Here is a 19,768-nt window from a genome sequence, read left to right on the forward strand (position 1 = left end):
ACCAGCGCGGAACGCACCGCGCCCTCTTCCTCGACCATGAAAGGCCTGAACAATGGCAGATGCCAGCCATCGCTTCGTCGTCATCACCGGCGGCCCCGGCTCCGGCAAGACCACACTGATCGAGATGCTCGCGGCATCCGGACACGCCGTCACGCCGGAGGCGGGCCGGGCGGTCATCCGCGAGCAGATGGCCGCGGGCGGGAACGGGTTGCCCTGGGCCGATCGGACGCGCTTCGCCGAACTGATGCTGGCGCATGATCTGCGCAGCCATGCGGCGGCGAAAGACCAACCCGGCTTTGTCTTCTTCGACCGGGGCATTCCGGACATCGCCGGTTATCTCGGCCTGTGCGGGCTGCCGGTGCCCGAAACCATCGGGCGCGCCGCCGAGGCGTGCCGCTATCGCGAGACGGTGTTCATCGCTCCATTCTGGCGGGAGATCTTCACGCAGGATGCCGAGCGCAGGCAGGATCCGGCCGAGGCAAAGCGGACCTATGAGGCGATGGTGGCGACCTACCCGCGCTATGGCTACCGGCTGCTTGAGCTCCCGCGCGCCAGCGTTGCGGATCGCGCGGCGTTCGTGATGCGCCATCTGGCAGCGGAGGCATGAGCGAGCTTGCGCTTTCCGACAGGGAATTTGCGGCCGTGGCCTTTTTGCCGTTGACACGTCGCGGCCCGGTCACCATAAGTCCGGCCGCGCCTGCCGGTCGTCATGTGAGTGACATATCGGTGGCCCGCGGCTCTGAGAGCCGGTCATGGGCGCAGGCGGGGGAATGTCCCGAGCGGCAAAGGGGGCGGACTGTAAATCCGCTGGCTATGCCTTCGCAGGTTCGAGTCCTGCTTCCCCCACCACCTTTTTCCTAGGCAGTTGAATTCCCTTCTCTTTTAGCGGAGTTTCCTGCACCTGATGAGGTGCGGGAATAGACGTTCGATTTCGGTCCCGGAATCAGGAACGAAGCTGCCTCCTGCGGGAGCCGCGTGCGGTTCGCTTAGCTGGTGTAGAGCACCGCCATGCCGCGACCGCTCCAACCGAAATCGCGTCGAGCTGAGCGTCGGAAGCGTCATGGTTCGCGGCTCTCGTGACGCCCACCTTCCGCAGGCCATGAGCTCGACCGGGGACATCAGCCGCGACGCAGGCGTCGGCGAACCAGTTCCCAAATCCTTCCTTGCTCATTGCCGTGTCGCCAGCCCTCGCGCGCGGGGGCGTCAAAGCGCGATCTTTGCGCCTGACTGCCGGGTAAGGACTCGATCCGAAAATGACGGCCGGTTTTCGCAGAGCAAATCAGGTCTCTTGCGCGATCACGTTTGAATAGGCCTTGGCGGCCCGTAGGATGTGATCGCGCAGGATGCGACGGAGATCGTCCCGGCTGCCGGAGCTGAATGCCTCGACGATCTCGCGATGCTCCAGGAAGGACGTATCACGCTCCCAGGAGCGGTCGACGGACAGATGCGCACGCAGCGCCGCCACCTGCCAGGAGATGGTGGCGAAGGCATTCGCGACGAAAAGGTTGCCGCAATTGCGGAAAAAGACCTCGTGGAAATCCGTGTCGCTGCTGGCATAGGCTGTGCCGTCCTGCTCGCGATGCGCCGTTTCCATGATCGTCAGTACGGTTTTGAGCTCCGCCTCGGTATTGTCCGCGGCGCCGTCGAGGCAGAGCATGACCGCCTCGGTTTCCAGCATCAGCCGAAAGCCCGCGAGCTGCTTCACATCCTCTAGCGAGGGGTCGAAGACGAAGGCGCCGCGATTGGGCACGATGGTGACGAGGCCGAGCGCGGCAAGTCTTGCAAGCGCGGCCCGCAGCGGCGTGCGGCTGACGCCGAGCGCCAGCCCTGTCTCGTCCTCGGGTAGGGCATGGCCGAAGGGCAGCTCGGCGTTGACGATGGCGTCGCGCAGGCGCTGTTCGACCATTTCCGCGAGCGAGCGCGGATGCTCCAGCGCCGTGAGACCGGATGCGCGGTCGCTCGTTTGGGGACGGGGCTTGGTCGGGCGGCGGCTGGGATACATGGCTGGGCTCAGGCGTAGCGGCTCAGGCCGAGCACGCCTTCGTAGTCATGGATCGGCAAGAGCGCGTTGGCCCAGGCCGCCGTCGAGCCGTTCTGCTTGAGGTCCGAAGCGAAGCGCTGCATCAGCCGAGCATAGGCCAGCGTCGACGACAAGGGGAAGGCCAGCAGCTTGAAGCCGATCGATTCGAACGTTGCGGCGTCAAGCGGCGGCGTGCGTCCGTCGACGGAGTTGAACATCAGCGGTGCGTCGATGCTGCGCACGGCAAGACGCATCTCCTCCTCGCTCTGCAGCATCTCGATCAGGACAAGGTCGGCGCCGGCTTTCGCATAGGCCTGGCCCCGCGCGATCGCCTCGTCGAGCCCGAGCACAAGGCGGGAGTCGGTGCGGCCGATGATCAGCATGTCCGGATCGCGGCGCGTCTTCACGGCATGGCGGATCTTTTCGGCATGCTCCTCGGTGGAAACCAGAGAAAGCCCGCTCATGGCGCCGCATTTCTTCGGCGTCACCTGGTCTTCCAGGTGCAGCGCGGCGACGCCGGCCGCCTCGTATTCCGCGATGGTCCGCGCGACATTGTTGAGATTGCCGTAGCCGGTGTCGGCATCGGCAATCAGCGGCACCGAGATGCTGCCAGCGATCGCGCGGGCGCGGCTCGCCATCTCGGTCAAGGTCAGCAGGCCGAGATCCGGCGCGCCCAGCATCGCGGCGGAAAGCCCGTTTCCCGTCATGTAGACGGCCTCGAACCCGGCCTGTTCCAGAATTCGCGCCCCCAGCGCGTCATGACAGCCCGGAGCGACCACGATTCCGGGCCCGGCCAATTTCTGCCTAAGCGTCCGCATCCAATTTGTGTCCTGTGTCCTGTATACAATTGTTGCGACGATATGAAGCGCATGCTACGAGCCTGTCAACAACGGCGCTGAGCAAGCGCGTAAAGGAGGAAACAGGTCATGCTAGCGAGAGCGCAGCCGAGCGTTTCAGGCGGTCTGCCCCCCGCCCTTGCGGCGGCGCTGGAAGGGCTGCTCGGACGGCGCTTCACGACCTCCGCCGCCGACCGCGAGCATCATGGCCGCGGGGAATCCTATCATGCCGGCCTCGCTCCCGATGCGGTCTGTTATGCCGGGACGACCGAGGAGGTCGCGGCGATCGTGCGGCTCTGCGCCGTCCATCGCACTCCGATCGTGCCCTTCGGCGCTGGCACCTCGCTGGAGGGGCACGTGACGGCCGTCCGCGGCGGGGTCTGCATCGATCTCAGCCGCATGAATGCCGTGCTGTCCGTCCGGCCGGAGGATCTCGATGCGACCGTGCAGGCAGGCGTGACGCGCCAGCAGCTCAACAGCGATCTGCGCGATCTCGGCCTGTTCTTCCCGATCGATCCGGGCGGGGAAAGCACCATCGGCGGCATGGCGGCGACGCGTGCCTCGGGCACCAATGCCGTCCGCTACGGCACGATGCGCGAGAACGTCGTCTCGCTGACGGCCGTCACGGCCGAAGGCGAGATCATCCGCACCACGCGGCGCGCCCGCAAATCCTCGGCCGGCTACGACCTCACCCGCCTGCTCGTCGGCTCGGAAGGCACACTGGCCATCATCACCGAGGTGACGGTGCGGCTCTACGGCATTCCTGAGGCGATCAGCGCGGCGGTCTGTTCGTTTCCCTCTGTGTCGAACGCCGTCGATCTCGTCGTCGCGGTGATCCAGAGCGGCATCCCGGTCGCCCGTGTCGAACTGCTCGACAACACCACCGTGCGGGCCGTCAACCTGTACAGCAAGCTGGCGCTGAACGAGGCGCCGACGCTTTTCTTCGAGTTCCACGGCTCGCAGGCCGGAGTCTGCGAGCAGACGGAGACGGTGGAGGCGCTGGCGGCGGATTTCGGCGCGCTCGGCTTCGTCGCGGCGGCCGATGCCGACAGCCGCAACCGGTTGTGGAAGGCCCGGCACGACACCCATTATGCCGTTCAGGCCTTGCGCCCGAATGCCAAGCTCTGGAGCACCGATGTCTGCGTGCCGATTTCGGCGCTGGCGCCTTGCATCGCGCAGACGCAGGCGGATATCGCCGATGCTTCCTTCCCGATCAGCATGGTCGGCCATGTTGGCGACGGAAATTTCCATCTCGGTCTGCTGATCGACCCGTCAGATCCGCGGGAGCTGGCGGAAGCGGCCGCGATCAACGACCGGCTGGTGCGTCGCGCGCTGGAGCTCGACGGCACCTGCACCGGCGAGCACGGGGTCGGCAGCGGCAAGATCAAGTTCATGCGGCTCGAGCACGGGCCGGCCGTTGAGATGATGCGCAAGGTCAAGCAGGCGCTCGACCCGCTCGGCATCCTGAACCCGGGCAAGGTCCTGCCCGAAGACTAAGCCTTTCTCGAAACACAACGAGCCCGGCGCCAAGCCGGCCGAACACCATCAGCGGAGGAACATCATGAGCAGCTTCACCACCCGCCGGAGCTTCGTGGCCGGCGCGGCCGTCATTGGCATCTGCGCGCCCACCATTCTGCGTGCGGCCGCGCCGATCTCGCTGCGTGTCTCGTCCGCCGCGCCGGCCGACAAATTCGGCGCGCATTATCTCTGGTACAAGCCCTTCTCCGAGCAGATCGCCAAGCTCGCCGGCGATCGTATCAAGCTCGAATATTTCCCCAATGGCCAGCTCGGCAAGGAAGCCGACGTCGTCAACCAGGTGAAGGTCGGCTCGGTCGACATGATGCTGACCGGCGCCTCGATCTGGGCCACGGTCGTGCCCGAATTCGGCATGCTCGACCTCGGCTTCCTCTTCAACAGCTACGACCACTGCTCGAAGGCACTCGATGCCGGTGTCGGCCAGGCCTATGACAAGATGCTGGCCGACCGCACAGGCGTGAACATCCTGGGCTGGGGCTTTCAGGTCGGGGCGCGCAGCATCTACACCAAGAAGCCGATCGCCAGCGTCGCGGATCTCAAGGGCGTCAAGCTGCGGGTGCTGCCGACCAAGGCCTTCATCGACACTTTCAACATCATCGGCGCGACACCGACGCCGATCCCGATCAACGAGCTCTACACCGCCGTGCAGACCGGCGTCGTCGACGGTTTCGAGCACGATCCGGGCACGACCATCGCCTATAAGCTCTACGAGGTCACCAATCGTGGCTTCCTCACCCGGCACATCTACACGCCGATGCTCGCCTATATCGGCAAGCGCGGGCTGGCCAAGATCCCTGCCGATCTGATGCCTGCCTTCCGCCAGGCGGCGGACGAAGCGACGCGCATCTCGCGCATGGAGGTCAAGGACGTCGAGGCAGAGGCGTTCACCGATCTCAAGGCCAAGGGCATGGTCTATACCGAAGTGCCGCCGGCCGAGATCGCCGAACTCAAGCGGCGCATGGCGGACGAGCTCTACAAGCCGTATCTCGCGCAGTACCCATCCACCGCCCCGCTCTTCGAGAAGATCCAGGCCTCGGCCTGACGGCTCTTTCCGGCAACCAAGACCGCCGGCCACTGCCGGCTCTGTGGAGGATCAGCGCATGGACGCCGTCGCAACCGCCGGCAGCGCGCTCGAATCGCGCCTGCCGCAGGACCGCTTTGCCGCGCGGGTCCTGTTCTTCATCGAGCATCTCGGCGGCGCGATCCTCGCGATCGACGTCGCCGTCGTCTTCCTTTCGGTCGTCTTCCGCTACTTCCTGCATGCGCCCTTCGACTGGGCCGAGGAGGTGGCGGCGGGGTTGATGACGACGATGGTGTTCATCGGCGCTGGCAGTGTGCTCGCGCGCTCGCAGCATATCGGCATCGAGGTGCTCGTCCTGATGCTGCCGCCGAAAGGGCGCGCGATCGCCGCGGCGGCGGCCGCCTGGATCACGCTGCTGGTCTCGGCGACGCTGCTGGTTTCGAGCGCGCAGCTCTTCGAGGACACCGCCGGCCAGTTGACGCCGACCGGCCTGCCGCAATGGATCTTCCTTCTGCCGGTGCTGTTCGGCGGGTTCGTGATGGCGGCCTTCGCCGTCGCCAATGTGCTGAAGCTGCCGGCCGGGCCGCGCTGGACCGCGCTCGTCCCCTTGCTGGCCATCGGCGCGGCGATCGCCGGCTGGAACATGCTGCTGCCGCAGTTCGCGCTGGCGCCGATCCATCTGCTCACGCTGGCCGCCGTGGGCGGCCTGCTGATCGGCGTGCCGATCGCTTTCGCGCTCGCCTTCGGCGCCATGGCCTATTTCCTGGCCGATCCCTCGCTGCCCATGCTGATCTGGGCGCAACAGGTCGCCTCCGGCGCCAATCATTTCGTGCTGCTCGCCATTCCCTTCTTCGTGCTGGCCGGGCTGACGATGGAGAGTAACGGCATGTCGTCGCGCCTCATCGAGCTGCTGCTGCGGATGATGGGCCGGCTGAAAGGCGGCATGAACCTCATCGTCATCATTGCGACGGCGCTGTTCTCCGGCGTGTCGGGCTCCAAGCTCGCGGATATCGCGGCGGTCGGCGGCGTCATCATGCCGGCGATCCGCAAGACCGGTCAGGACGAGAACGAGACGGCGGGCTTGCTCGCCTGCACGGCCGTGATGGCCGAGACCATTCCGCCTTGCGTCAACCTGATCATCTTCGCCTTCGTCTCGAACATCTCGATCGGCGGGCTGTTCATGGCCGGCCTCGTTCCGGCCGGGCTGATGGCCGCGGCGCTCGCCGTCGTCGCGGTCATCTACGGCACCCGCGTCGATGTCGAGAAGGTCTTCGTCGGCGGCACCAAGCGGCCGATGCTGCCGCTGATCCTGGGCGCCGGCGTCACGCTGGCGATGATCCTGATGATCGGGCGCGGCGTTACCGCCGGCATCGCGACCTCGACGGAGATCTCCGCCTTCGCCGTGGTTTATGCCTTCCTGATCGGCGGGCTCGCCTTCCGCGAGCTGAGCTGGCGGCTGATCGTGCAGCTCTTCGTTCGCTCGGCAGCGATGACGGGAAGCATTCTCTTCATCGTCGCGGCGGCGTCGAGCCTGTCTTACGCCATCACCATCGAGCGCATCCCCGACCAGATCTCGACGCTGATGATCGGCGTCGGCCATGCGGTCGGTCCGATCGGCTTCATCCTGGTCAGCGTTGTCGTGATGGCCTTCTTCGGCATGATCCTGGAGGGGGCGCCCGCTCTCATCCTGTTCGGCCCGCTGCTGACGCCGATCGCGATCAAGCTCGGCATCAACCCGCTGCAGTTCGGCACGATCATGGTCGTCGCGATGGGGCTCGGCTTCTTCGCCCCGCCGATCGGCGTCGGCCTGTTCGCCACCGCGGCGATGACGGGCACCAAGGTCGAAAACGTCACACGCCCGATGATGAAGTACATCGCCGTGCTGATCGTTGCGCTGCTGGCCCTCGTGGTCTTCCCGGTCTTCTCGCTCTGGCTGCCGCGCTATCTGGGCATGACGGGTTGAGCCTTTGCAGCCGAAAAACGAGCCGCCCACTTGCGTTGGCGGCTGTCGAGAAGCGTCAGAAGCAGACTTCCAGCCAATGCCCGAAAGCTGCCATTCGTGTGGATAGCGCCCTCGACCTGCTACTCAGAGCGTGAACCATCACGCCGTTCGCCCGAGGCCAGACGGCGCCTGCATCATTCAGCTGCTGCAACGGTTTCTCGCCTCAGCGCTTGATCGCAGGGCAGGTGCTCTGGCTCAAGGGGCGGAACGCCTGATCACCGGGGATCGTGGCGACGAGGTCGTAGAGATCCCACTCGCTCTTCGACTCGGCAGGCTGCTTGGCACGGAAGACGTAGAAATCATGGACCATGCGGCCGTCCTCGCGCAGCTTGGCGTTGCGGACGACGTCGTCCTCGATTGGCAGTTCACGCATCTTGGCGATGACCGTCTTCGCCTCGTCTGACTTCGCGGCCGCCACCGCCTTGAGATAATGCCGCACGGAGGAGTAGATCCCGGCCTGGATCGCCGAGGGCACCGCGCCGTGCTTGGCCTTGAAGCGTTCCGAGAAGGCGCGGGTGCGGTCGTCGAGGTTCCAGTAGAAGCCCTCGGTCAGCACCGTGCCCTGCGCCGCGGCGAGGCCGACGCTCTTCACGTCCATCGCGGTCAGGAAGAAGGCGACGAGCTTCTGCTTGTCCTGGCCGATGCCGAAATCGCGCGCCGTCTTGATGCCGGCGACGGTGTCGCCGCCGGCATTGGCGAGCGCGATATAGTCGGCACCCGAGCCTTGTGCCGTCAGCAACTGCGAGGAGAGGTCGACGGCCGGAAAGGCGTGGCGGACGGAGCCGACATAGGTGCCGCCCTTGGCCGTGACCAGCGTCTTGGCATCGGCCTCGAGCTGGTGGCCCAGCGCATAGTCGGCCGTGACCAGGAACCATTTCGTGCCGGGCTTGGTCAGGTAGTTCGCGACGCCGGCGACCTGGACATAGGTGTCCCACATCCACTGGACGATGTGTTCGGGCTGGCAGGCATCGCCGGTCAGGCGCGCCGTGCCGCCGGGAAACAGGCCGACCCGGTTCTTCTCCTTGAGCAGCGGCGGGATGGCGAGCTGCAGCGAGGCGTTCGACATGTCGGCGAGGACGTCGACACCCTGCCGGTCGATCCATTCGCGCGCGATGGTCGAGCCGACATCCGGCTTGTTCTGGTGATCGGCCGAGACGATCTCGATCTTCATGCCGGCGCATTCGGCCTTCAGGCAATCGTCGACCGCCATTTGCGTCGCGACGATCGAACCTTTGCCGGTGATGTCGGAATAGACACCGGACATGTCGGTGAGCACGCCGATCTTGACGGTGCCGCCGGAGATTTCGGCCTGGGCTGCGGTCGCGAGACAGAGTGCCGAGACGCCCGCCAATGCAGAGATGATGCGCTTCATGGTTCCTCCCGAATTCTGTTCTGCGAATTCTGTTCTGATTGAAACTTGGCGTGATGGAGCGTGCCGGACCTACCAATGCGCCATCGGCAGACCGGCGACGGGTGAGCGGAAATACGGAATGTGGGTGCCCTTCAGGCTGCCGACATAGACAGTCCGCAGGTCCGGCCCGCCGAAGGTGACGCTGGCGCACCAGGGCGCGATCGTGCCGCCGCAGGCGAGCATCAATTCCGGCGTCGCCTCGTCGCGGGCGAAGGCGTCGAGAAAGGCCTTGCCGGCAGTGCTGCCGCGGTCATCGTCGAGCAGGATGCGCAACTCGCCTTCCGGCGTGATCGCGAAGATCCGGTCGGTGAAGACATGGGTGCCCCAGAGATTGCCATGGGCATCGAAGGCGATGCCGTCGATGCAGGCACCATGATCCTCCGGCCCGAAGGTCTCGCGGTCGGTCAGGCTGCCATCGGGCAGGACGCGCAGGCGCGTCACCTTTCGCGCGCAGGTCTCGGCGACGTAGAGCCATTCCTCCTTGGCATCGAGCCGGATTTCGTTGGTGAAGGCGAACCCGTCGGCAACGATCCGCAGGCGGCCGCCGTCATAGAGGGCGACATAGCCGTCACGGACGTTCGGACTGATCGCCTTCATCCAGTTCTTCGTGCGGGTCGAGATCGTCAGCCAGATGCGATCCCGGCTGTCGCGCAGGACGAAATTGACCTTGCCGATCGGCGCGCCGTCGATGCTGTCGACGAGCATGCGGGTCTCTCCGTCACGCGTCATGATCTCCAGCCGGTCGGTGCCGAAATTCGAGATCAGGATGTCGCCATTGTCCGCGAAGGCGAGGCCGTTCGGCAGTGTGCCCGAGACGAAGCGCGCCTCCCCGTCGGTGGCCTCGGCGAAGCCGCGGCTCGCCGTCTGGGTGATCAGAGTTTGCGAGCCGTCCGGCCTAATATGGACGACGCCGCCACGCGCATCGGCGCTCCAGAGCGAGCCGTCGCGCTCGGCGAGGATGCATTCCGGCCGCTGCAGGCTCTCGCCGATGTAGCGGATCGTGGTGGGATCGACGGTGAAGCCGTCGAGCGGGTTGGGGCGAGACGCCATGCCGGGCGCCTTTAGAAATTCACCCGGTCGCCGCCCTTGAGGCCGAGCCTGGCACGGGCCTCCTCCGGGGTGGCGATCTCGTAGCCGAGCTCCTCGACGATGCGGCGGATCTTGGCGACCTGCTCGGCATTGGAGGTGGCGAGCTTGCCCCTGCCGATGAACAGGCTGTCCTCCAGTCCGACGCGGACATTGCCGCCCATCATCGCGGCCTGGGTGCAGAAGGCCATCTGGTGGCGCCCGGCCGCGAGCACCGACCAGTGATAGTCCTTGCCGAACAGCTTGTCGGCGGTGCGCTTCATGAACATCAGATTGTCGAGATCGGCGCCGATGCCGCCGAGAATGCCGAAGATCAGTTGCAGGAAGACCGGCGGCTTGAGCCAGCCGCGATCGAGGCAATGCGCGAGATTGTAGAGATGGCCGACATCGTAGCATTCATGCTCGAACTTGGTGCCGTGCCCCTCGCCAAGCATCTTGTAGATGCGCTCGATGTCGCCGAAGGTGTTGCGGAAGATGAAGTCCTTGGTGCCGGCGAGATAGGGCTGCTCCCAGGGGTGCTTCCAGTCGCTGTATTTCTCCGCCAGCGGATGCAGCGCAAAGTTCATCGAGCCCATGTTGAGCGAGCACATCTCGGGCGCGGCCTTGAGCGGGGCGGCGAGGCGTTCCTCGACGCTCATGTTGAGGCCGCCGCCGGTGGTGATGTTCACCACCGCGTCGGTCGCCTGCTTGATGCGCGGCAGGAACTCCATGAACACCGCCGGGTCAGGCGTCGGGCGGCCGTCCTTGGGGTCGCGGGCGTGGAGGTGGAGGATCGCGGCGCCGGCCTCGGCGGCGGCGATGGCCTGCTCCGCAATCTGGTCGGGGGTGATCGGCAGATGGTCGGACATGGTCGGCGTATGGATGCCGCCGGTGACCGCGCAGGTGATGATGACCTTGCTCATGCGCTTCTCCCTTGATTGTCGGTTCAGGCCGGCAGGATGGCGACGGCCCGCGTCCAGCCGGCGGAGCCGTTGCGGACCTTCACCGGCAGGCAACTGATCACGAAGCCGGTGGCGGGCAGGGCTTCGAGATTGTGCAGCTTCTCGATCTGGCAGTAACCGGCCTCGCGCCCGGCCTTGTGGCCCTCCCAGATCAGGGAGGCGTCGCCGGTCTCGGCGAAGCGGCGGGCGGTATGGCTGAAGGGCGCATCCCAGCTCCAGCCATCGGTGCCGACGACCTTGATGCCCTGGCGGACGAGATGCAGCGTCGCCTCGCGGCCGAAGCCGCAGCCGGTATCGATATAGTCGGTCTCGCCATAGCGGCTGCCGGCGCGGGTGTTGGCGACGACGATCTCGAGCGGGCTGAGCTTATGGCCGATACGCTCCAGCTCGGCATCGATCTCGCCGGGGGTGACGACATGGCCGTCGGGGAGGTGCCGGAAATCGAGCTTCACGCCGGGCTGCAGGAACCATTCGAGCGGGCATTCATCGATCTTGAGGGCAGGGGCGCCGCCGTCCTGCGTCGGATGGTAGTGCCAGGGCGCATCGACATGGGTGCCGTTATGGGTCGAGATCGTCGCGAGCTCGACGGCCCAGCCCATGCCCTCCGGCAGCTGTTCGGGCTTCAGGCCGGGGAATGCGGCGGCAATGTCCTTCGCGGTGCCCTCATGGGTACGGTAATCGATCCGAACCTTCTGGAAGGGCGGATCGGCGGGCACGTCGTTTTCGAGCGGGATCGAGAGATCGACGAGGCGCCCGGTCGGCATCATGCTGTTTCCTCCTGACGTCCCGCTATGCTCTGGCGGCACAAATTTGGACGAACGTCCGACCAATAGCGTAGAATACGCTTTCTGATAAGAGCCAAATCACGCAGGGCAGGGGCGCTGCTCAGGAGGGATTCGATGGCAGCGGCTCCGACGCGCGAGCGCATTCTCGACGCAGCCGAGCGGACATTCGCCGAGCGGGGCGGTGCCGACGGCGCTTCGATGCGCGATCTCGCCGCTGCGGCCGAGGTGCGGCTGTCGCAGCTCAGCTATTATTTCGGCTCTAAGGAGGCGCTGTACCGCGCCGTCTTCGCCCGCCGGGCCGATGCGTTGGCGCTGGCGCGCGGCACGGCGCTCGACGAGGCGATGGCCGCGCCGGCGCCCGATATCCGGGCCGTGGTCGAGGCCTTCATCGGCCCCTCGGTGAGGCAGCGCTTCGCAGAGGGCGTGCAAGGCGCGGCCTTCGCGATGATGACGGCGCGAGAGGCTGTCGATCCGCGCGAATCCGCGCGTGGCGTCCTTGCCGAGCATTTCGACCCGACGGCGACGGAGTTCCTGGCGGCCTTCGCGAAGCTCTACCCGCAGGCCTCGCGCGCGGCGATGGTGGATGCCTATCTGTTCATGGTCGGGGCGCTGGTCATGACGATGGCGGCTGGCGACCGCGCCATGCGCCTCGACGACGAACGTCAGGCGTTGTCCCCCGCCGGCCTTGCGGAGCTTCTGCTGGCGCGCCTGACCCGCTTCTGCGCCGCTGGCATCGATCGGCTGCTGGTCGAATAAGGTAGCAGTGCCAAGACGCGCCTATTCTGACTTCGCTCGCGGCGCCGCCGGATCTGGGAGGCCATCTCGCTCGTTATGACGATATGGAGCCTCGCAGCCGGAGTCGGGCGGGCTCTCAGGAGTGAAAGCGATGTCCGGACATGCTCTTCTGAACGCACAGACCGTCGAGGACTGCATCATCGACCAGGGCTGGGAGCACTACACCCCTGAGGACCACGCCATCTGGGGCGTGCTGTTCGAGCGCCAGCAGCGGACCCTGCGAGGCCATGTCTGCCAGGAATATCTCGATGGTCTCGCCGCGCTCGGCATCGGCCCCGAAGGCGTGCCGAATTTCGCGCGCATGAACGAGCGGCTGCGGCGGCTCACCGGCTGGGAGGTCGTGGCGGTTCCGGGGCTCATCCCGTCGCGCCCCTTCTTCCAGATGCTGGCCAACCGCCAGTTTCCGGCTGGCACCTTCATCCGCAGCCGCGAGCAGCTCGACTATCTGGAGGAGCCCGACATCTTCCATGATGTCTTCGGCCACGTGCCGCTGCTAACCAACCCCGCCTATGCCGACTACATGAACGAGTACGGCCGGATCGGGCTCGTCGCCGTCGAGACCAAGGGGGTGAAGTTCCTCGCCCGCCTCAACTGGTACACCATCGAATTCGGGCTGATCCGCAAGCCCGAGGGCATCCGCATCTATGGCGCGGGCATCGTCTCGTCCTTCGGCGAAGCGAAATATGTGGTGGACGGCCCTTCCGCCCACCACCTGGCCTTCGATCTCGAGCGCGTGCTGCGCACCGGCTATTACATCGATGATTTCCAGGCGACCTATTTCGTCATCGATCGCTTCGAGGATCTGTTCGACCTGCTCAGGGGCAGCGATTTCACCACCCGTTTCGACGAATTGCGCGCCCTGCCGGCCCACACGCCCTTCGAGATCCTGCCGCAGGACGTGGTCATCCGGGAAGGCAGCGGCCATTTCTGGCGCGATTTCCCGGCCACGAAGACGAAGCTGAAGTGAGGTTCGTCTGCCGCCTGCCGTTCAGGATGCCGGCGAGGACCCCACACGGTTCGTGAACCGCCCAGCCCGGAACTCTTCGATGGATCCCGGGCCAAGCCCGGGATGACGGGGTGGTACCCAGAAGACCGAGCATGCTCTCAGAGGCGGACTTCTAATCGAGGATCGCCGCGCCAAAATTCCGCTGCGGGTCGATGTCGGCGACGAGCCTGCCGGTCGGCGTCGCGGCCGGGCCGCCTTTGCGCGGCAGCCAGCGGCCGGAGCCGGGCCTGGCATGCAGCGTCCCCTCGGCCACGACCTCTGCACCCCGCACGAGAACGCGCTCCGGCCAGCCGGTGACGCTGCGGCCGGCGAAGGGCGTGAAGCCGGTCAGGTCATGCATCGCCGCATCGGTGATGGTTACTTGCTTGCCCGGATCCCAGATCGCGATATCGGCGTCGTAGCCGGGCAGGAGTGCGCCCTTGCCCGGCAGGTTGTAGATCGCGGCCGGCGCCGTCGCCGTCAGGTCGACAAAGGCTTCGAGCCCGCGCCCGGCGAATTCCGGCCGCCCTTTCGAGACCAGCGCATCGAAGAGCAGGGGCAATCGCGTTTCCAGGCCCGGCAGGCCGTTGGCGATCTGCTTGAAGTTCGGGTTCGGGCCGGCCGAGAGCTTGCCGGTCTCGTCGAAGCGATAGGGCGCATGGTCCGAGGAGACCGTCTGGATGTCGCCGAGCGCCAGGGCCTGCCAGAGCGCCTCCTGATCGGACTCTTCGCGCGGTGGCGGCGAGCACATCCATTTCGCGCCTTCCAGGCCGGGCTTGTCGAGATCGTGGCGGGTCAGGAAGAGATATTGCGGGCAGGTCTCGGCGAAGACCTTGAGGCCGCGACCGCGCGCATCGCGGATCGCCTGCGCGCCCTCGGCGGTCGAGACATGGAAGATCATGATCGGCTGGTCGAGCAGTTCGGCCGCGGTGATCAGGCGGTTGAAGGCCTCGGCCTCGGAGCCGCGCGGATGGCTGATCGCGTGGTATTTCGGCGCGACATAGCCCTTCTCGACGAGCTTCTTGCCCATCCAGGAGATCATGCCGTGGTTCTCGGCGTGTACGCAGACCAGCGCGCGGTTCTGCCTGGCGGTCAGCAGCAGATCGAGCAGCGGCTCGTCGTCGACCTTGATCAGGTCATAGGTCATGAAGACCTTGATCGAGGCATGGCCCTCGCGGATCAGCGCCGGCAGATCCTGCTGGACCGTCTTGGCGTCGGGATTGGCGACGATGAGATGGAAGGCGTAGTCGATCAGCGCGCCACGCCGGGCCAGCGCCGCGTAGTCGTCGACAACCTTGCGCAGATCGAGGCCGCGATGCTGGGCGGCAAAAGAGATCAGCGTGGTGTTGCCGCCGAAGGCGGCCGAGGTCGTGGCGCTCTCGAAGGTGTCGGCGTTGAGCAACCCGCCGGCCGAGACCTGCTCGACATGGGCATGGGTATCGATGCCGCCCGGCAGGACGAGCTTGCCGGTCGCGTCGATCTCGCGGGCGCCCGCGCCAAGGCCGAGACCCAGAGCGGCGACCTTGCCGTCCTTGACCGCGACATCGGCGCGGAAGCTGCCGGTGGCGGAGCCGACCGTGCCGCCGCGAATGACCAGATCATAGTTCGCCGTCATCTACCCTCGTCCTCTTCAACGCACCATCAGCGTGCCGATCGCCATCGCGACCGCGGCCTGCGTCGGATCGATCACGGGGATGCCCAGCGCATCCTCCAGCGGCCGGCGATGGCGCGCCATCCCGGCGCAGCCCATCACGATGGCGCCGGCGCCGTCCAGATCCCTGAGCTCGGTGCCGATCGCGATCATGCGCTGGAGCGTGCCTTCGCCGGACGCGCTCTCGGCCACCGACATCTCCAGCGGTCGCTCGCCGGCGAGCCGGTCCATTAGCCCCATCTGACGGAGATAGCGGATATGGCGCGGGATCGAGCGCGACTTGATCGCGATCACGCCGAAACGGTCCGCCCGCGTCAGGGCCGTCAGCACGCCGCATTCGGCGATGCCGAAGATCGGGCTCGCCGTGCCCTCGCGGGCGACGTGCAGTCCCGGGTCCGAATAGCAGGCGATGACGAAGGCATCGACATCGTTGGCGGCCTCGACCCGGCGGCGCAAAGGCAGGGTGACGCTCTCGACATGCTCCTGCGTCTCGATGCCCGCCGGCCCCTCAGGCAGGCTCTCGCAAATAATTTCCGGCCCCTCTGCGAAGGCGAGCGGCACGAGCGCCTGCCGCAGCCCTTCCGTGATCGCTTCGTTGGAGTTGGGGTTGATGACGAGGATGCGGGGGCGGCGATTCATCGCGAAGGGTCCGATCTGACGGGTCTATGGTTCAGCATGGCATTGCCCGCCGATTCAGGCGACCTCTCGCACCACCCAATCCGCCAGGATGGTGCAAGCTGCCAGAAAGTCGTCGATCTCCATCGCCTCCAGCGGGTTATGGCTGCCATGTTCGTTGCGCACGAACAGCATGGCGATGGGCACGCCGGCGGCGGCGAAGGCGGCGGAATCATGGGAAGCGGGGCTACCCAGCGGCATCGTCGGAATGCCCTGCCGGTTCGCTGCCGCCTCCAGCCCCACGACGATGCCAGGATCGACCGGGCCGACCGCAGCGCTGGCGCGCGTGCCGAGCTCGAAGCTGACGCGCCGGCGCGCCTCGATCTCGCGGATTTTCGCCAGCATTTTCGCTTCGACGCGTTCCAGCACGGCGGGATCATAGGCGCGCACGTCCAGGCTGAAGGCGAAGCTGCCGGGAACCGTCGTCAGGCCGTGGACGGCGGGATCGGTGTGGAAGCGGCCGAGCGTGACGGCCATCGGGAAGCCGTTGGCCTCTTCCTCCTGCCAGAGCCGGTCGAGCATCACCGCGAATTCGGCACCGGCCATCGCGGCATCGCGGCGGAAGCGGCGGGGTGTGCCGACATGGTCGTGCCGTCCCACGATGCGCGCATCGGGATAGCGGAAATTGCCGGGCACGCCGGTGCAGATCGCGACCGGCAAACGGGATTCGACGAGGCTCGGCGCCTGCTCGATATGGACTTCGAGGAAGGCCCGGGTCGTGGCGGGATCGAGATGGCGCTCGCGCCGGCGGATCGCGGCGGAATCGCCGCCACTGGCATCGATGCTGGCAGCGAGCACGCGGCCATCGTCGATGCGCTTCGCTTCGAGCGCACCATCCGGCAGCGTGCCGAGCGCCGAGCGGCTGCCGATATAGGAGACCTGGAACCAGACGCTTTCCTCGGCGCGTACGCCCATCGCGGTGACGTTACAGCGCGGCGCGATGCCGAGCGTGCGCAAGGTCTCGATGACGACGAGCCCGGCGACGACACCCGCTGCGCCGTCGAAATTGCCGCCATGCGGCACGCTGTCGAGATGCGAGCCCATCAGGATGCGCGGGGCCGAGGCGTCGCGGCCTTGCAGGGTGACATAGCTGTTGGCAGCGAAGTCATGCGAGACGGCGAGCCCGCGCGCCTTGCCGTGTTCCGCCAGCAGGCGGTGGCCGAAATCCTCGCCTGCGCCGTAGGTGTCGCGCGTGACGCCGGGTTCGTCGCGGCTGCCGGCAGCCAGCCGATCGAAGAGGGCGGCCACCCATTCGCGTTGGGCGGCGACGGCCTGGGCGATCGCCGTATCAGCGTGGGGCGTCCTGGCTGTTGCAGTCATCTCGATCCGGCGGGCTGTGGTTTGCGGCCCCATCACGCGCCCAGCCGTGAAGCGGCGGTGATCGAGCCTGCGCGGTGTCTCATGATACGTGTCGCCGGCAGCCGGCACCAAACCTTGGGCCAGCGTGCCTGGCCAGACAATGGTGCCATCTATGCGGATTTCCGGGGTGTCATTCGTGCGTTGAATAGCACGCGCGCGCTCAGCCGGGGCCGAGCTTGGCTGCGGTTTCGGCGGCGATCAGCCTGACCTCGCGCAGGAAGGCATCGGCGGCGCGGGAGATCGGGCGCTTGCGCGAGCGTACGGCCGAGGCGGTCACCCGGGACGCGGGCGCGAAGGGTCGGATGGCGAGGTCGTAATGGCCGCTGAAGACCGGCGAGAGCGGATCGACCACGGCGACACCGACGCCGCTTTCCGCCAGCACGCAAGCCGTGTTGCAGTAGCGGACCTCGACGGAGAAGCGGTGGGGCACATCGGCCTGGGCAAAGGCCCGGCGGACGATGGTGCCCATGCGGGTGCCCTGTTCGAGTGCGATATAGGGCACCTCGCGCAAATCCTCCGGGGTGACCGTGGCCTTGGCCGCCATGGGATGCTCGGGCCGCATGACGCAAACCATGTCGCCGGTGAAGAAGGTCTCGGCATCGAGCCCGCGATCGTCGTCCATGCCCATGACGAAGCCGAGCTCGGCCGTTCCGTTCTCGACGCTTTCCAGCACATGCTCGAAGCGCCGGACGTCGAAGGAGACCCTGACCTTCGGTCGCTTGACCAGGAAATGGCGCAGCGCTGCCGGCAGCACGCCATAGCCCAGAGGCGGCGTCGCGATGATGCGAATATGGCCGGCGCGATTCTCCTTGATGTCCTGCACCCTCGCCTCGAGGGCCGCGTGCAGGGTGAAGATCGGCTCGGATTCCTCGTAGAGCGTGCGCGCCTCGGCTGTGGGGAACAGGCGGTTGTTGACGCGCTCGAACAGCGGGAAGCCGACCTGGCTTTCGAGATGCTTGATCGCGTTGCTGACGGCCGGCTGCGACAGCCCCAGTTCCTGCGCAGCACGAACCGTCGTCTCGCAGCGGACGACCGCCCGCAGAAGCTCGATCTGGCGAAGGTTCATATGATCGGTCCAAATAGAGTGTGCCCACACTATTCGGTCAGCAAATCATATGCCAGCTTTCTGACTCGTGAGAGGTGCTCAGGCCCAGCGCAGGCTCGGCGGCGAGAGCTCGTCGACCGAGCGCCCGGCCCAGTCGAGCGAGGAGGCCTTGGCCAGCGCCCGGCGCTGCGCCTGTTCCAGCCCGTCGGAGGCGGCCTGATAGTCCATGGTCAGGACCTTGCTGCCAGCGACCACCTGCTTGCCCTGCACGAAGACATGGGAGACGGCCCGGTCGGCAGCCGCGTTGATCAGGCTCTTTAGCGGGTCGCGGGTCGGGCGCATCATCGGGTGGGTGAGGTCGACCATGACGAGGTCGGCCTGGGCGCCCTTGGCGAGGCGGCCGATATCGTCGCGGCCGAGCAGCTTGGCGCCGCCCAGCGTCGCGGCGCGGAAGACCTGTCCGGTCGTCACCACGGCATGGCTTTCGCCGGTGATGCGGGCATAGACGCCCGCATGGCGCAGTTCCTCCAGCATGTTGTGCGGGAAGGTGTCGGTGCCGATGCCGATGTTGACGCCGGCCTTCAGATAGCGGCCGAGGTCACGCAGCGTGAAGCCGCGCCGGCCGAAGACGGTCGGGCAATGCGCCACCGACGTGCCGGTCTCGGCGAGGCGCGCGAGATCGGTCCGGGTCGGCCAGCGCACCCAGGGATGGTCGTCGAGGAAGATCGCATGGGCGATCGAGGCGTTCGGCGCGAGGAAGCCGACGCTGTCCAGCCACTGGATCGGCGAGAGCCCGCTGCGGCGGACCATCTCGTGGAACTCGCTGATCGACTGGCCGGCATGGGTCTGGATCGGAATCTTGCGCTCGTTGGCAGCCGCGATCGAGGCACGGAACAGCTCCTCCGTGCAGGTGTCGATCTGGGCCGGGCAGGCGAGGCCGGAAAGCCGGCCGGATTCATGGGCGAGCGCGGCGTCGATGACCTTGAAGGCGTCTTCCATCGCCTTGCGGCCGGCGGCATCGTCGAGCTCGTATTCGACCTGATAGCCGTTGCGGGTGAACCAGCGGCCGTTGCGGTACATCGGCGCCATGACCATGCGCAGGCCGGAGGCCGCTGCGCGGTCGAGCCAGCCCTCGCTCGGGAATGAGAGGTCGACCAGCGTGGTCGTGCCGGACATCAGCAGTTCCGACCAGGCGACGTGGTTCAGATGCGGGATGCCCTCGGCATCGGCACGGAAGAGCCAGAGGAACTCGTAGAGCGACGAGTTGTAGAGCTTCGGCGTGCCGACCTCGTCGGTCATGCCCTTGTTGCCGGGCTCGCTCGATGGGTGCGAGTGGATGTCGACGAGACCGGGCATGACCATGAAGCCAGCGCCGTCGATCTCGCGCGCGACCGCGCCGGTGAAGCCACCGCCGAGATGCAGGATGCCGCTTTCGTCGAAGACGACATCGAGATTGCGGCGATAGACATGGTCGTCGGCCGCCGGATCATAGGCGATGACGATGTCGGCGTTGCGGATGCGGGTGATCATGATGCGGTCGCTGGTCCTGCTCATCGAGGTCATCCCGGACAAGCCGCGTCAGCGGCGCCGATCCGGGATCCATGCCTGAGCCGTTCCGGC

17 protein-coding genes and 1 tRNA gene are annotated in these 19,768 nt (G+C 66.5%); 7 read left to right on the top strand and 11 right to left on the bottom strand.

Annotation, left to right across the window (positions count from 1 at the left end; translation table 11 throughout):
* Positions 1–52 precede the first annotated feature (52 nt).
* Positions 53–607, top strand: a complete 555-nt coding sequence (locus GGC47_RS08595; RefSeq protein WP_142022553.1) for an AAA family ATPase — start codon at positions 53–55, stop codon at positions 605–607.
* A gap of 157 nt (positions 608–764) precedes the next feature.
* Positions 765–849: transfer RNA gene (locus tag GGC47_RS08600), tRNA-Tyr, on the top strand.
* Positions 850–1,279: 430 nt separating this feature from the next.
* Here the strand turns inward: GGC47_RS08600 and GGC47_RS08605 are convergent.
* Positions 1,280–2,002, bottom strand: coding sequence for a GntR family transcriptional regulator (locus tag GGC47_RS08605; protein WP_142022554.1), 723 nt, complete (start codon positions 2,000–2,002; stop codon positions 1,280–1,282).
* Positions 2,003–2,010: 8 nt separating this feature from the next.
* Positions 2,011–2,838 (bottom strand): isocitrate lyase/PEP mutase family protein, encoded by an 828-nt coding sequence (locus tag GGC47_RS08610; protein ID WP_142022555.1) that lies wholly within the window; start codon positions 2,836–2,838, stop codon positions 2,011–2,013.
* A 108-nt stretch (positions 2,839–2,946) separates the two neighbouring features.
* Here GGC47_RS08610 and GGC47_RS08615 point away from each other — a divergent pair, with 108 nt between their 5' ends.
* The 3 genes from GGC47_RS08615 to GGC47_RS08625 all read left to right on the top strand — a co-directional run bounded on the left by GGC47_RS08615 (position 2,947) and on the right by GGC47_RS08625 (position 7,376).
* Positions 2,947–4,353: an FAD-binding oxidoreductase gene (locus GGC47_RS08615; RefSeq protein ID WP_142022556.1), complete on the top strand. Its 1,407-nt coding sequence runs from the start codon at positions 2,947–2,949 to the stop codon at positions 4,351–4,353.
* 64 nt (positions 4,354–4,417) lie between these two features.
* Positions 4,418–5,434 (top strand): TRAP transporter substrate-binding protein, encoded by a 1,017-nt coding sequence (locus GGC47_RS08620; protein WP_142022557.1) that lies wholly within the window; start codon positions 4,418–4,420, stop codon positions 5,432–5,434.
* A 58-nt stretch (positions 5,435–5,492) separates the two neighbouring features.
* Positions 5,493–7,376, top strand: a complete 1,884-nt coding sequence (locus GGC47_RS08625; RefSeq protein WP_142022558.1) for a TRAP transporter large permease — start codon at positions 5,493–5,495, stop codon at positions 7,374–7,376.
* 202 nt (positions 7,377–7,578) lie between these two features.
* Here the strand turns inward: GGC47_RS08625 and GGC47_RS08630 are convergent, their stop codons facing one another.
* The 4 genes from GGC47_RS08630 to GGC47_RS08645 form a co-directional block, all read right to left on the bottom strand.
* Positions 7,579–8,787, bottom strand: coding sequence for an ABC transporter substrate-binding protein (locus tag GGC47_RS08630; RefSeq protein WP_142022559.1), 1,209 nt, complete (start codon positions 8,785–8,787; stop codon positions 7,579–7,581).
* A 69-nt stretch (positions 8,788–8,856) separates the two neighbouring features.
* Complete coding sequence (locus tag GGC47_RS08635) at positions 8,857–9,876, bottom strand: SMP-30/gluconolactonase/LRE family protein (protein WP_142022560.1); 1,020 nt, start codon at positions 9,874–9,876, stop codon at positions 8,857–8,859.
* Between the two features lie 11 nt (positions 9,877–9,887).
* The gene (kce, locus tag GGC47_RS08640; RefSeq protein WP_429067674.1) at positions 9,888–10,814 is read right to left on the bottom strand and encodes a 3,5-dioxohexanoate:acetyl-CoA acetone transferase; all 927 of its coding nucleotides are present in this window, start codon (positions 10,812–10,814) and stop codon (positions 9,888–9,890) included.
* A gap of 23 nt (positions 10,815–10,837) precedes the next feature.
* A complete protein-coding gene (locus GGC47_RS08645; protein WP_038358381.1) occupies positions 10,838–11,620 on the bottom strand; it encodes a cyclase family protein in 783 nt (260 codons plus the stop codon).
* Positions 11,621–11,752: 132 nt separating this feature from the next.
* Between GGC47_RS08645 and GGC47_RS08650 the strand changes: the two genes are divergently transcribed.
* Both GGC47_RS08650 and phhA read left to right on the top strand, forming a co-directional pair.
* On the top strand, positions 11,753–12,394 hold the full coding sequence (locus GGC47_RS08650) for a TetR/AcrR family transcriptional regulator (RefSeq protein ID WP_142022562.1): 642 nt from the start codon (positions 11,753–11,755) through the stop codon (positions 12,392–12,394).
* 130 nt (positions 12,395–12,524) lie between these two features.
* Positions 12,525–13,400, top strand: a complete 876-nt coding sequence (gene phhA, locus GGC47_RS08655) for a phenylalanine 4-monooxygenase (RefSeq protein ID WP_142022563.1) — start codon at positions 12,525–12,527, stop codon at positions 13,398–13,400.
* A gap of 151 nt (positions 13,401–13,551) precedes the next feature.
* Here phhA and hydA read toward each other — a convergent pair whose 3' ends face one another.
* The 5 genes from hydA to GGC47_RS08680 form a co-directional block, all read right to left on the bottom strand.
* Positions 13,552–15,033: a dihydropyrimidinase gene (gene hydA, locus GGC47_RS08660; RefSeq protein ID WP_142022564.1), complete on the bottom strand. Its 1,482-nt coding sequence runs from the start codon at positions 15,031–15,033 to the stop codon at positions 13,552–13,554.
* Positions 15,034–15,048: 15 nt separating this feature from the next.
* On the bottom strand, positions 15,049–15,708 hold the full coding sequence (locus GGC47_RS08665; protein WP_142022565.1) for an aspartate/glutamate racemase family protein: 660 nt from the start codon (positions 15,706–15,708) through the stop codon (positions 15,049–15,051).
* Positions 15,709–15,762: 54 nt separating this feature from the next.
* Entirely contained in the window at positions 15,763–17,064 is a 1,302-nt protein-coding gene (locus GGC47_RS08670; RefSeq protein WP_142022566.1) for a Zn-dependent hydrolase, read from the bottom strand.
* Positions 17,065–17,263: 199 nt separating this feature from the next.
* Complete coding sequence (locus GGC47_RS08675; protein WP_142022567.1) at positions 17,264–18,169, bottom strand: LysR family transcriptional regulator; 906 nt, start codon at positions 18,167–18,169, stop codon at positions 17,264–17,266.
* A 78-nt stretch (positions 18,170–18,247) separates the two neighbouring features.
* Positions 18,248–19,702: an amidohydrolase family protein gene (locus GGC47_RS08680; protein WP_185747994.1), complete on the bottom strand. Its 1,455-nt coding sequence runs from the start codon at positions 19,700–19,702 to the stop codon at positions 18,248–18,250.
* Between the last annotated feature and the right edge of the window lie 66 nt (positions 19,703–19,768).

Source organism: Allobosea sp. OAE752 (assembly GCF_050433265.1).
Taxonomy (GTDB): domain Bacteria; phylum Pseudomonadota; class Alphaproteobacteria; order Rhizobiales; family Beijerinckiaceae; genus Allobosea; species Allobosea spartocytisi.